The following is a 12,931-nucleotide window of genomic DNA, read 5'->3' as shown; positions in this document are numbered from 1 at the left end:
ACCTCCCATGAGTGAATCGAACGACGCCGCCGACGGCGGCACGGTCGGCGTGCGCTGGCCCGAACTGCTCGTCGCGCTCGGCTTCATGGCCGTGGCGGCCGTCGTGATGTTCGACAGCCGGCGCATCGGCGCCGGCTGGGCCGACGACGGCCCGCAGTCGGGCTACTTCCCCTTCTACATCGCGCTGGCGATGTTCGGCGCCGGCGCGTGGACGGCCGGCGTGCAGATCGTGCGCTGGCGCCGCGTCGAGGTCTTCGCCGAGCGCGCGCAGATCCGCAGCGTGCTGACGATCCTGTGGCCGATGGCGGTCTACGTCGCGCTGATCCCGTGGCTGGGCATCTATCTCGCGTCGACGCTGCTGATCGGCTTCTTCATGTGGCGCCACGGCCGTCACGCCGTCGCGCTGACGCTGGCGGTCGCGGTGGGCGTGCCGCTGGCGTTCTTCCTCGTGTTCGAGCGCTGGTTCCTCGTGTCGCTGCCCAAGGGCCCGATCGAAGCGCTGCTCGGGTTCTGAGGCTGCCGTGGACGAGATCCAGAACCTGCTGCACGGCTTCGGCGTCGCCGCGACGCTGCCCAACCTGGGCTTCATGCTCGTTGGCATCACGCTGGGCGTGCTGATCGGCGTGCTGCCCGGCCTCGGCGGCGCCAACGGCGTGGCGATCCTGCTGCCGCTGACCTTCAGCATGAACCCGACGTCGGCGATCATCATGCTCAGCTGCATCTACTGGGGTGCGCTGTTCGGCGGGGCGATCACGTCGATCCTGTTCAACATCCCGGGCGAGCCGTGGAGCGTGGCGACGACCTTCGACGGCTATCCGATGGCGCAGCAGGGCCGTGCCGCGCAGGCGCTGACGGCGGCGTTCACGTCGAGCTTCGTCGGCGCGATCTTCGCGGTGCTGCTGATCACGTTCCTCGCGCCGCTGGTGGCGAAGTTCGCGCTCAAGTTCGGCCCGCCCGAGTTCTTCGCGGTGCAGCTGCTGACGTTCTGCAGCTTCGTCGGGCTGAGCAAGGAGCCGCCGGCCAAGACGATCGCCGCGATGATGCTCGGCTTCGCGCTCGCGTCGGTGGGCATGGACTCGGTCACCGGCAACCTGCGGCTGACGTTCGGTTTTCCGGAGCTGCTCAAGGGCTTCGACTTCCTGATCGCGGTGATCGGCCTGTTCGGCATCGGCGAGATCCTGCTGACGATGGAAGAAGGCCTCGCGTTCAAGGGCAAGAGCGCGAAGATCAAGCTGCAGGTCGTGTGGCAGACCTGGCGCGAGCTGCTGCGCCACTGGAAGCTGTTCCTGCGCAGCGTGCTCGTGGGCTGCTGGATGGGCGTCACGCCCGGCGGCGCGACGCCGGCGTCGTTCATGAGCTACGGCATCGCGCGGCGCATGTCGAAGCACCCCGAGCAGTTCGGCAAGGGCCGCATCGAGGGCGTCGTCGCGCCCGAGACGGCGGCGCACGCGGCCGGCACCTCGGCGCTGCTGCCGATGCTCACGCTGGGCATCCCCGGCTCGCCGACGGCGGCGGTGCTGCTCGGCGGCCTGCTGATCTGGGGCCTGCAGCCCGGGCCGATGCTGTTCGTCGAGCAGAAGGAGTTCGTCTGGGGGCTGATCGCGAGCATGTACATCGGCAACATCGTCGGGCTGATCGTCGTGCTGACGACGGTGCCGTGGTGGGCGGCGATACTGCGCATCCCGTTCTCGGTGATCGGCCCGGTGATCATCGTGATCTGCGCCATCGGCGCTTACACGGTCAACAATTCGATGTTCGACGTCTACGCGATGCTGGTGTTCGGCGTGCTCGGCTACCTGTTCAAGAAACTGAAGTACCCGCTGGCGCCGCTGGTGCTCGCGCTCGTGCTCGGCAAGATGGCCGAGTCGAGCTTCCGCCAGTCGATGCTGCTCAGCGACGGGTCGCTCGCGATCTTCTGGAGCAACCCGCTGGTGGGCAGCATCGCGGGGCTGGCGGTCGTGATGCTCGCGTGGCCGCTGTTCGGCGCCGCCAAGTCGGCGCTGCGCCGGCGCGAGATGCTGGCCGACGGGCGGGCCGCGCCATGAAGATCGCCGTCGTCGGCGCCGGCGCGATCGGCGGCTACCTGGGCGCCAGGCTCGCGCTCGCGGGCGAGCAGGTCACGTTCATCGCGCGGCGCAAGAACCTCGAGGCGATCAACGCCCACGGCTTCCGCCTGATCCTCGAAGACGGCAGCCTCGCGCACGCGCGCGACGTGCGCGCCGTCGAGCGCTACGCCGACGCCGACCCGCAGGACGCGGTGCTGCTGACCGTCAAGGCGCATCAGGTGCGCGACCTGCTGCCCGACCTGCGCGCGCTGTTCGGCCCGCAGACGATGGTCGTCACGATGATCAACGGCGTGCCGTGGTGGTACTTCCACAAGCTCGCCGGTCCCTACGAGGGCCGCCGGCTCGACAGCGTCGACCCCGGCGGCGCGATCGCCGCGCACATCGAGCCCGAGCGCATCATCGGCAGCGTCGTCTACCCGGCAGCCGAGCTCGTCGAGCCCGGCGTCGTCAGGGTCATCGAGGGCAACCGCTTCACGCTCGGCGAGCCCGACGGCAGCCGCAGCGAGCGCATCGAGGCGCTGTCGCAGGCGATGATCCGCGCCGGCTTCAAGGCGCCGGTCAGCAAGGACATCCGCGGCGAGATCTGGGTCAAGCTGTGGGGCAACCTCAGCTTCAACCCGATCTCGGCGCTGACGCACGCGATGCTCGAGGACATCTGCCGCTTCCCGCCGACGCGCGCGCTCGCCGCGCGCATGATGGCCGAGGCGCAGGCGGTGGCCGAGGCGCTGGGCGTGCGCTTCAAGATCGGGCTCGAGCAGCGCATCGCCGGTGCCGAGGCGGTCGGCGCGCACAAGACCTCGATGCTGCAGGACGTCGAGGCCGGCCGCGCGCTCGAACTCGAAGCACTGGTCGGCGCCGTCGTCGAGCTCGGCCGCATCACCGGTGTGCCGACGCCGACGATCGAGGCCATCTACGCCGCGGTCCAGCTGCTGCAGCGCACGCTGCAGGCGCAGCACGGCAGGCTGCAGATCCAGCCGCTGGCCTGATCAGCGCGCCGCCGGCTCGCGCGGATGCGCTGGCGCCACGCTCGGCTGGCGCGACATCCACCACGCCACCGCCGCGCAGCTGACGGCGGGGATCCAGCGGATCGCCGGCGGCATCGCGAACCAGCCCCACAGGCTGCCCACCGTCATCATCGCGTAGGCCAGCCACTTGGCGCGGCGCGGGATCACGCGGTCGCGGCGCCAGTCGCGCACCATCGGGCCCAGGCGCGGGTGCGCGAGCAGCCAGCGCTCGCAGCGCAGGCAGCCGCGCGAGAAGCACCACGCCGCGAGGATCACCAGCGGCGTCGTCGGCAGCAGCGGCACGAAGATGCCGACGATGCCGGCGGCCATTGCCAGCGTGCCGGCGGCCAGCCACAGCACGCGCTGCCACCACGGACGCGGCACCGGACCGCGCACCGGAACCTGCGGGGACGCCCCGCCGTCTTGCATCGCACGATCGTAGCCGCAGCCCGGCCAGCGGCGCGCGCGCCTAGACTCGCCTCATGAGCGACGACGCCGTGCGCTTCCCCTCGATCGACGGTCTGCGCGCCTTCGAGGCGGCGGCGCGGCTGGGCACGTTCGAGCGCGCCGCCGACGAGCTCGCCGTCACCGCCAGCGCGGTGGCCAAGCGTGTGGCCACCCTCGAGGATCTGCTCGGCACCGCGCTGTTCGACCGGCGTGGTCGCGGGTTGCAGCTGACCGCCGCCGGCAAGGAATACCTCGGGCAGGTGCGCGCGGCACTCGGGCTGCTCGCTGCGGTGCCGCTGCACCGGCGCAGCGCGCAGCGCATGCAGCGGCTGCGCGTGTGCGCGCCGCCCACCTTCGCGCGCGAGGTGCTGGTGCCGGCACTCGAGGGGTTCACGCGCGCGCGTCCCGACGTCGAGCTCGAGGTGGTGCTGTCGATCCCGTTCCTCGACATCTCGCCGGCCGACGCCGACGTCGAGGTGCGCAGCGGCGATGCACGCACCACCGGCGGCGCCGTGTTGCTGCGCGACCGCGTGCGTCCGCTGGCTGCGCCGGCGCTGCTGCACCGCCTGCCGCCGCTGCGCCGGCCGGCCGACCTCGCGCACGCGCCGCTGCTGCGCACGCCGCTCGAGCCGTGGGGACCGTGGCTGCGCGCTGCCGGGCTCGACTGGCCCGAGCCCGCGCACGGCCCGCGCCTGGTCGACCTCGGCATGGTGCTCGAGGCCGCCGTCAGCGCGCAGGGCGTCGCGCTGGCGCGGCCCACGCTGGCGCGCCGGTGGCTGGCCGCCGGCGCGCTGGTGCCGCTGTTCGACGTCGACGCCGAGCCCGCGCACGCGTACCACGTGCGCGCGCAAGGCGGCGGCGACGCCGCGGCCGACTTCGTGCAGTGGCTGGCCGGCGTGTGCCGCGACGTCGAGGCCGACGCCCGCGAGGCCTTGCGCGCCGCACGTTCCGCCCAGCGCTGAACATCTTTCCGCCGGCGCCTGCGGCGGTGTCGGTAGCATCGCGGCCGTTCGATGCCCGATTCACCCCGAGGAGACCGCGCGATGCCCGTGATCACGAACATCGAAGACCTGCGCGTGCTGGCCAGGAAGCGCGTGCCGCGCATGTTCTACGACTACGCCGACAGCGGCTCGTGGACCGAGAGCACCTACCGCGCCAACGAGAGCGACTTCCGCAAGATCAAGCTGCGCCAGCGCGTGGCGGTCAACATGGAGAACCGCACGACGGCCACCAAGATGGTCGGCGTGCCGGTGACGATGCCGGTGGCGCTCGCGCCGACGGGGCTCACGGGCATGCAGCACGCCGACGGCGAGATCCTGGCCGCGCGGGCGGCCGAGAAGTTCGGCATCCGCTTCACGCTGTCGACGATGAGCATCTGCTCGATCGAGGACATCGCCGCGCACACGACGCAGCCGTTCTGGTTCCAGCTCTACGTGATGCGCGACCGCGACTTCATCGAGCGGCTGATCGACCGCGCGAAGGCGGCCGGCTGCGACGCGCTCGTGCTGACGCTGGACCTGCAGATCCTCGGCCAGCGCCACAAGGACCTGAAAAACGGGCTGAGCGCGCCGCCGAAGCCCACGCTGGCGAACCTGATCAACCTCGCGACCAAGCCGCGCTGGTGCCTGGGCATGCTCGGCACCAAGCGCCGGCAGTTCGGCAACATCGTCGGCCACGTCAAGGGCGTCGGCGACATGGGCAGCCTGTCGGAGTGGACCGCCAAGCAGTTCGACCCCAAGCTCAACTGGGGCGACGTCGAGTGGATCAAGAAGCGCTGGGGCGGCAAGCTGATCCTCAAGGGCATCCTCGACGTCGAGGACGCGAAGCTCGCCGCCGACTCGGGCGCCGACGCGCTGATCGTCAGCAACCACGGCGGGCGCCAGCTCGACGGCGCGCCGTCGAGCATCGAGGCGCTGCCGGCGATCGTCGATGCAGTGGGTTCGAAGATCGAGGTCCACATGGACGGCGGCATCCGCAGCGGCCAGGACGTGCTCAAGGCCTGGGCGCTCGGCGCACGCGGCACCTACATCGGGCGCGCCTTCCTCTACGCGCTCGGGGCGATGGGCGAGGCGGGCGTCACGAAGTGCCTCGAGATTATCCACAAGGAGCTCGACCTGACGATGGCGTTCTGCGGCCACACGAACATCCAGCACGTCGACCGCCGCATCCTGCTGCCGGGCACCTACCCGGTCTGAACGCCGGCGTGCGTCGCCCGTGGGCGGCACGCAACCGCGCCTGCCGCGTTGTGGCCAACGCGGCCATCGCCATCACCCACGCCAGCCATGCACCTGCTGATCTGGGGTCTCGCCCTCGTCCTCCTCGCGTTGTGGTCGCTGTTCGGCTGGGCTGGCCACGCGGTGCTGACGGTCGATACGGCAACGCTGGCCGGCGCCGCCGCACTCGCATCGCTGCTGTGGCGCTGGCTGCGCCCGCGCGCGGCCCGGCCCGTCGCGCCCTGACCACCGCCACCGCGGCAGCCGATCAGACCGCGGCGGCGAAGCTGCGGTCGAGCTCGGCGATCCAGTGCTGCTTCTGCGCCGCGCTCGCGAAGCTCGCTTCGAAGCCGTTCGCCGCCAGCTGCCACGCGTGCCGCGCGCCGAGCTGCGGCAGCGCGGCGAAGGTCTGCACGTAGTTGTCGGCGACGTAGCCGCCGAAGTACGCCGGGTCGTCGCTGTTGACGGTCACGCACAGCCCGGCGTCGAGCAGCGCGGGCAGGTTGTGCTGCGCGAGCGTCGGGAACACGCGCAGCTTGACGTTGGACAGCGGGCACACCGTCAGCGGCACGCGCTCGCGCGCGAGGCGCTCGACGAGCGCCGCATCGTCGACGCAGCGCACGCCGTGGTCGATGCGCTCGACCTTCAGCACGTCGAGCGCCTCGCGGATGTAGTCGGCCGGCCCTTCCTCGCCGGCGTGGGCGACGACGTGCAGCCCGAGCTCGCGCGCCTTCGCGAACACGCGCGCGAACTTGGCCGGCGGGTGGCCGCGCTCGCTGCTGTCGAGCCCGACGCCGATGAAGTGCTCGCGGTAGGGCAGCGCCTGCTCGAGCGTCGCGAAAGCGTCGTCTTCGCTCAGGTGGCGCAGGAAGCACAGGATCAGCTTCGCGCTCAGCCCCCACTCCTGGTGCGCGCGCTGGCACGCGTGGTGCAGCCCGACGATGACGGCCTCGATCGGCACGCCGCGCGCGGTGTGCGTCTGCGGGTCGAAGAAGATCTCGGCGTGCACGACGTTGTCGGCTGCGGCGCGCTCGAGGTAGGCCCACGCCATGTCGAAGAAGTCGGCCTCGTGGCGCAGCACGCTCGCGCCGGCGTAATACACGTCGAGGAAGCTCTGCAAGTCGGTGAACGCGTAGGCCGCGCGCAGCGCCTCGACGCTCGGGTACGCGAGCGGCACGCCGTTGCGCTCGGCGAGCCGGAAGATCAGCTCGGGCTCGAGCGTGCCCTCGACGTGCACGTGCAGCTCGGCCTTGGGCATGCGTCGCAGCAGTGCGGGCAGCCGCTCGCGCGGCAGCGCGTCCCAGCGCGGGTCGTGGGCGGGGGTCGTCATCGTCAGCAGACTCCGAAAGTGATGCCCTGCGCCTGCAGCCAGCGCCTGTAGGCGACGCTCAGGCGGTCGGCCGCGCAATGCAGCTCGCCGCCGGAGACCGGCAGCAGGCGCGGGTGCTGCGACTCGAGCACCGGGCGGTCCTGGCTGAAGATCGTGTCCTGGAACGCGACGAGCGCGTCGTCGGGCAGCGTGTCGTCGCTGGTGAAGATCGTGAACCACACGCGGCAGCGGTCGGGCTCGGTCGGGCAGGCCCACAGCGCGTAGGCCTCCTGCGGCGCGTCGCCCTCGGCCTTCTTGGTCAGCAGTGCGCTGTACGGCGACAGCACCTGGTAGCGGTAGGCGACCCAGGCGCCAGCGCCCGCGACGGCGCTGGCGCGCGGCTGCCACGCGCGGTAGTCGGGCACGCCGGGGCGGCCGTGTGCGTCGGGCACGACCTGGTAGTCGGGCACCCGCAGGTGATCGCGCGCACCCAGCCAGCCTTCGTGCACGAGGCCGAAGTGCGCGGTGTCGAGGAAGTTCTCGACCACGCGCGGCGCGCTGGTGGCCACGTCGTATGGCCCGCACAGCAGCCGGCGCGCCGGCAGGTCGGCCAGTAGCGGTGGCGCGTGCGGCGGCTCGGCGCTCGCCCCGGCGGGCGCGACCCAGCACAGCCCGTGCGCCTCGCGCACCTGCCAGGCGTGCGCCGCGTGGCCGGCCGGTGGCGTGAAGTCGGGCAGCGCCGGCACGTGGCGGCAGCGGCCGTCGCCGCCGAAGCGCCAGCCGTGGTATGGGCACTCGAGCTGGCCGCCGTGCACGCGTCCCATCGACAGACGCGCGCCGCGGTGCGGGCAGCGGTCGGTGAAGGCGCGCAGTTCGGCGCCGTCGTGCCACAGTACGAGCGGCTGGTCGCACCGCGTGACGGCCAGCGGGCCGCCGCCGTTCACGTCGGACACTGCGGCCACCGGCAGCCACCAGGAGGATTCGGGGGTCGGGCAGGTCGTCATGAGCGTGGCGGCTCCGCGCGATGCGGGGCACGCAGCCATCTTAGCCTCCGGCCCGAGCGTCGACGGCCGGCCGGCGCGTGCTCAGGCCGGCAGCGCGGCCGCCTCGACGGTGCTGACGCGCTCGAGTCGCGTCGAGAAGTCGCCCGCCGGCATCGGCCGCCCGTACAGGTAGCCCTGCAGCTCGTCGACACCGAGGCCGACGAGCAGCTCGGCCTGCGCCTGCGTCTCGACGCCCTCGGCGGTCACGCTCATGCCCAGCGCCTGGGCCATCGCGACGATGGCGCCGACGATGCTCAGCGCGCGCGGGTCGTCGGCCATCTCGGCGACGAAGCTGCGGTCGACCTTGATGACGTCGGTCGGCAGCCGCCGCAGGTAGCTCATCGACGAGTAGCCGGTGCCGAAGTCGTCGAGCGCGATGCGCACGCCGTCGGCGCGCAGCGTGTGCAGCAGCTCGGTGACGGCGGCGCTCGCATCGACGATCGTGCCTTCGGTGACCTCGAGCTCGAGCGTGTCGGGCGGCAGCGCGGCGGCGCGCAGCTCGCGGCGCACCACGTGCAGCAGCTGGCCGCCGCGCAGCTGGCGCGCCGACACGTTGACCGACACACGGTCGACACGGCAGCCGGCGCGCCGCCATGCCGCCACGCGCTGGCAGGCCTGCGCGAGCACGTGCTCGCCGAGCGCGTCGATCAGCCCGACCTCCTCGGCGATCGGCACGAAGCGCGCCGGCGGCACGGCGCCGAGCTGCGGGTGCGTCCAGCGCACCAGCGCCTCGGCCGAGACGACGCGCCCGCTCGCCGCGTCGACGCGCGGCTGGAAGTGCACCTCGAGCTCGCGCCGCTCGATCGCGCGGCGCAGGTCGTGCGCCAGCTGCCGGCGGTCGCGCTCGTGCGCGTTCATCTCGGCCTCGAAGAACACGACGCAGCCGCGGCCCGCGCCCTTGGCGCGGTACATCGCGATGTCGGCGTGCGCGAGCAGCTCGTCGAAGCCCTTGCCGTCGTCCGGGTACATCGCGACGCCGACGCTCGCGCCGATGAAGCACTCCTGGTGGCCGACGCGAAACGGCGCCGACAGCGTCGCGACGACCTGGTCGGCCACGCGCGCGGCGTCGTGCGGCGTGCGCAGCCCGGGCAGCGCGATCGCGAACTCGTCGCCGCCGAGGCGGCCGATCGTGTCGCTGTCGCGCACGCAGGCGCGCAGCCGTTGCACGGCCTGCGTCAGCAGCGCGTCGCCGACGCCGTGGCCGAGCGTGTCGTTGACCTGCTTGAAGCGGTCGAGGTCGATGAACAGCAGCGCCACGCGCTGCTGGTTGCGGCGCGCCGCCGCGATGTCGCGCTCGACGCGGTCCTTCAGCAGCATGCGGTTCGGCAGCCCGGTGAGCATGTCGTGGCTGGCCTGGTGTTCGAGCATGCGCTCGCGCGCGCGCGCCGCGAACGCGACGGCGACGCGGTCGGTCAGTTCGCGCAGCTGGCGCAGCACCGAGTCGCCGACCTGCGCCGGCTCGACGCCGGCGACGGCGACGAGCGCGCAGACGCGGTCGCGCCACAGCGCCGGCAGCACGAGGCCGCGCTCGAGCCCGAGCTGTGCGAGCAGCGCGTCGCTCCACGCCGAGGCTGGCGCCCACGGCTCGTCGGCGGCCGTGCCGTCGTCGCGGCGCAGCCACAGCGCCGCGCGCAGCGTCAGCGTCGCGATCAGCGCGCGCGGCGGCGCCGTGACGGCATCGCCGTCGGGGGCGGCGCCGTTCCACGTGCCGCCGCCAGCGCGAGGTTCGTCGTCGCGCGTCGCGAGCACGCGCACCTGCGCGCCGGGCAGCAGTTTCTCGATGCGCCGCGCCACCCGCTCGCGCACGCGATCGAGGTCGAGCCCGGCGAGCAGCTCGCGGTCGATGTCGGCCAGCACGCGCATCGCCTCGATGCGCGTGCCGAGCTGGCGCGCCATCCCGTTGAGCGCCCTGGCGAGCTGGCCGAACTCGTCGCGCTCGTCGTCGATCGCCACCGGCTCGTCGAAGCGCTGCTTCGCGAAGCGCCGGGCGCCTTCGATCAGGCGGTCGATCGGCACCAGCGTGCGGCGGATCTGCAGCACGCTCAGCCACGCGACGAGCAGCAGCGTGAACAGCACCATCGCGCCCAGGCGCCATGCGTCGGCGAGCGTCGTCGCGCCGGCGCCTTCGCGCGGGTGCATGAAGACGACGCGCCACGGCGGCGCGTCGAACGCGGCCTTCAGCGGCACCGAGCGCGCGACGACGTCCATCCCGTCGACGAGCGCTGGCGCACCGTCGGCCGTGCCGTCGAGCGCGAGTGCGACGTGCGCATGCGCCGGGTCCGAGCAGTGCAGCACCTGCGCGGCCTGTGCGACGCAGACCTCGACGTTGGAGCCCAGGGCCTCGTCGGTCTCCCACAGGAAGTCCAGGCCGAGCTCGGCCCACAGCAGCCCGCGGGCGGGATCGGCGGGGTCGACGGCGACGCCGAGCCACGGCGCGCCGTTGCGCGTCGTCGGCGCACGCAGCACGGCCCGGCCGCCGGCCAGGTGCAGCCACTCGTGGTCCGACGGGGCGGCCGGCATCCAGTCGGCCGTCGCGGCGGGGCCGACGTCGCCGCCGCGCGGCGGCGCGACGCGGATCACGCGGCGGAAGACGACTTCCTCGTGCAGGCCGCCTCCCTGCAGCACGGTCGCGAGGTCCAGCGGCGACTCGGCGAGCGCACGCAGCGCGAGCCCGGCGTTGAGCAGGCGCTCGTGCAGTGCGCGCGCGTAGGCGCCCGCGCGCGCCTGCAGGTGCTGGCGCGCGTGCGTTTCGTTGGTCTGCCGCACCTGGTGCCAGGCCAGCAGCGCGAGCACGAGCACCGGCACGAAGGCCGAGACGAGGAACAGGCCGAAGATGCGGCGCGCGACGCGGCTGCGCAGGAAGGTGCGGTCGAACATCGCGCCGCCTGCTGCGCGTCAGCGCGTGAAGTCGGCGCCGACGCCGATGAAGTCGCCGTCGAGCGCGCGCAGCACGTCGTCGGCGCTGTCCCTGTGACTGACCTGCGGCTTCGAGACGCCGTCGCGTCCGACGCTGTAGAGGTCGAAGTCGGTGTTCAGCGGGTTGAGCTTGCGGTCCTTGCGCGCCTTGCCCTTGCCGCCCTTGCCCGAGACGTCGACGTAGACATAGGGCCGGCCCCAGGGGTCGAGCCGGCCGCCCTGCCCGACGTCGGCCAGCGACGCCGGCAGCTCGCGGTGCTCGAGCTGGTAGTGGGCGATCAGCGCCTGCATCGCGGCGATGTCGGTCACGGCCTGCGCACGGTGCACGCGCTCGCGATGGTCCTGGTACGCCGGCAGCGCGATCGCCGCCAGCACGGCCAGCAGCGCCACGACGAGCCCGAGTTCGACGACCGTGAACCCGCGCGCGCGCCGCGATGCCCCGCCGCCGGGCGCGCGCGCGGCGCCGACGCGTCCCTCCCGGGGTGTCGCTGTCTCCCTCATTGCCCCGGGGGTATCGACCGTCGACGCGCGGTCTTGACCGCGGCGACGCACGTGCGTGCGCATGCGGGGGCGTGCGTGCCATACGTCACGCGCCGCAGCGTGAGGCTGCGGCCTCAGGCCACCAGCAGCGCGCGGAAGTCGTTGACGTTGGTGTAGGTCGGCCCGGTGACGACGAGGTCGTCGAGCGCGGCGAAGAACGAATAGGCGTCGTGGCGGTCGAGGAAGTCGCCGGCCTTGAGCCCCCGCGCGGCGGCGCGCGCGAGCGTGTCGGGCGCGACGACGGCGCCGGCGTTGTCCTCGACGCCGTCGATGCCGTCGGTGTCGGCGGCGAGCACGTGCACGCCGGGCTGGCCGTGCAGCGCGATCGCGCAGCCGAGCAGGAATTCGGTGGCGCGCCCGCCGCGCCCGGGGGGCGTGCCTGCGGCGGCCGGGCGCACCGTCACCGTCGTCTCGCCGCCGCTGAGGATCACGCACGGCGCTGCGAACGGCTCGCCGCGGCGCGCCACCGCGCGCGCCAGCGCCGCGTGCACCTTGCCGACCTCGCGGCTCTCGCCTTCGATCTCGTCGCTGAGGACGTGCGCGGCCACACCGTGCCGCCGCGCGAGCGCCGCGGCGGCCTCGAGGCTTTGCTGCGGTGTCGCGATCAGGTGCACCTCGTGGCCGGCGAAGCGCGCATCGCCGGGCTTGGGTGTCTCGAACGCGCCGCTTTCGAGCCCCGCGCGCGCGGCGCCCGGCACGTCGATGCCGTAGCGCGCGAGGATCGCCAGCGCGTCGGCGCAGGTGGTCGCATCGGGCACCGTCGGGCCGCTGGCGATGACCGCGGGGTCGTCGCCGGGCACGTCGCTGATCGCCAGCGTGACGACCCGGGCCGGCGCGCACCGCGCCGCGAGCCGCCCGCCCTTGATCGCCGAGAGGTGTTTGCGCACGCAGTTCATCTCGTCGATCGCGGCGCCGGACTGCAGCAGCGCGCGGTTGACGGCCTGCTTGTCCTCGAACGTGAGCCCGGGCGCCGGCAGGCTCAGCAGCGCCGAGCCGCCGCCCGAGATCAGGCACAGCACGAGGTCGTCGGCGGTGAGGCCGCACGCGAGCTCGACGATGCGCTGCGCGGCGCGCCGCCCGGCCTCGTCGGGCACCGGGTGCGCCGCCTCGACGACGTCGATGCGCCCCGGGCGGGCCCGGTACGCCGGCGGCACGTGCCCGTAGCGCGTGACGACCAGCCCCGACAGCGGTGCGTCAGCGGGCCACAGCGAATCGACGGCCGCGGCCATCGCGCCGCCGGCCTTGCCGGCGCCGAGCACGAGCGTGCGGCCTTTCTTCGGCGGCGGGGGCAGGAACGGCGCCGTCACGGCCTGCGGCAGCGCACGCTGCACCGCCGCGTCGTACAGCGCGCGCAGGAACCCGCGTGGGTCACGGCGCGGGTCGAGCGTCATCG

General features: G+C 73.2%; 12 protein-coding genes. 6 read left to right on the top strand and 6 right to left on the bottom strand.

Annotated elements, in window-relative coordinates:
* Positions 1-7 precede the first annotated feature (7 nt).
* Genes DRV96_RS05180 through DRV96_RS05170 form a run of 3 tightly spaced genes read left to right on the top strand, consistent with a single transcriptional unit; the run spans position 8 to position 3,052 of the window.
* A complete protein-coding gene (locus DRV96_RS05180) occupies positions 8-514 on the top strand; it encodes a tripartite tricarboxylate transporter TctB family protein (RefSeq protein ID WP_119288512.1) in 507 nt (168 codons plus the stop codon).
* Between the two features lie 7 nt (positions 515-521).
* On the top strand, positions 522-2,045 hold the full coding sequence (locus DRV96_RS05175) for a tripartite tricarboxylate transporter permease (RefSeq protein ID WP_119288511.1): 1,524 nt from the start codon (positions 522-524) through the stop codon (positions 2,043-2,045).
* Entirely contained in the window at positions 2,042-3,052 is a 1,011-nt protein-coding gene (locus DRV96_RS05170) for a 2-dehydropantoate 2-reductase (RefSeq protein ID WP_119288510.1), read from the top strand. Before DRV96_RS05175 ends, DRV96_RS05170 begins: the two co-directional genes overlap by 4 nt.
* On the opposite strand, the gene DRV96_RS05165 is transcribed toward DRV96_RS05170, so the two are convergent.
* Positions 3,053-3,499: a YbaN family protein gene (locus DRV96_RS05165; protein ID WP_119288509.1), complete on the bottom strand. Its 447-nt coding sequence runs from the start codon at positions 3,497-3,499 to the stop codon at positions 3,053-3,055.
* A 53-nt stretch (positions 3,500-3,552) separates the two neighbouring features.
* Between DRV96_RS05165 and DRV96_RS05160 the strand changes: the two genes are divergently transcribed.
* From DRV96_RS05160 to DRV96_RS17985, 3 genes are all read left to right on the top strand, one after another.
* Entirely contained in the window at positions 3,553-4,479 is a 927-nt protein-coding gene (locus DRV96_RS05160) for a LysR family transcriptional regulator (RefSeq protein WP_119288507.1), read from the top strand.
* Between the two features lie 81 nt (positions 4,480-4,560).
* A complete protein-coding gene (locus tag DRV96_RS05155) occupies positions 4,561-5,712 on the top strand; it encodes an alpha-hydroxy acid oxidase (RefSeq protein WP_119288505.1) in 1,152 nt (383 codons plus the stop codon).
* Between the two features lie 87 nt (positions 5,713-5,799).
* Positions 5,800-5,976, top strand: a complete 177-nt coding sequence (locus DRV96_RS17985; RefSeq protein ID WP_162910953.1) for a hypothetical protein — start codon at positions 5,800-5,802, stop codon at positions 5,974-5,976.
* 22 nt (positions 5,977-5,998) lie between these two features.
* On the opposite strand, the gene DRV96_RS05150 is transcribed toward DRV96_RS17985, so the two are convergent.
* The 5 genes from DRV96_RS05150 to DRV96_RS05130 all read right to left on the bottom strand — a co-directional run bounded on the left by DRV96_RS05150 (position 5,999) and on the right by DRV96_RS05130 (position 12,929).
* Positions 5,999-7,060 carry an adenosine deaminase gene (locus tag DRV96_RS05150; protein ID WP_119288502.1) on the bottom strand — a complete coding sequence of 354 codons (1,062 nt, stop codon included), beginning with the start codon at positions 7,058-7,060 and terminating at the stop codon, positions 5,999-6,001.
* 2 nt (positions 7,061-7,062) lie between these two features.
* Positions 7,063-8,043 (bottom strand): aromatic ring-hydroxylating oxygenase subunit alpha, encoded by a 981-nt coding sequence (locus tag DRV96_RS05145; protein WP_119288500.1) that lies wholly within the window; start codon positions 8,041-8,043, stop codon positions 7,063-7,065.
* Positions 8,044-8,124: 81 nt separating this feature from the next.
* Complete coding sequence (locus tag DRV96_RS05140) at positions 8,125-10,959, bottom strand: putative bifunctional diguanylate cyclase/phosphodiesterase (protein WP_119288498.1); 2,835 nt, start codon at positions 10,957-10,959, stop codon at positions 8,125-8,127.
* Between the two features lie 18 nt (positions 10,960-10,977).
* Positions 10,978-11,499 (bottom strand): prepilin-type cleavage/methylation domain-containing protein, encoded by a 522-nt coding sequence (locus DRV96_RS18750; RefSeq protein ID WP_210756973.1) that lies wholly within the window; start codon positions 11,497-11,499, stop codon positions 10,978-10,980.
* A 113-nt stretch (positions 11,500-11,612) separates the two neighbouring features.
* Positions 11,613-12,929, bottom strand: coding sequence for a glycerate kinase type-2 family protein (locus tag DRV96_RS05130; protein ID WP_119288495.1), 1,317 nt, complete (start codon positions 12,927-12,929; stop codon positions 11,613-11,615).
* Positions 12,930-12,931: the final 2 nt, after the last annotated feature.

Source organism: Azohydromonas sediminis (assembly GCF_003574675.1).
GTDB classification, from domain to species: domain Bacteria; phylum Pseudomonadota; class Gammaproteobacteria; order Burkholderiales; family Burkholderiaceae_C; genus Calidifontimicrobium; species Calidifontimicrobium sediminis.
Note: the sequence above shows the minus strand (reverse complement) of the source record. Positions and strands in the feature narration are given on the sequence as shown.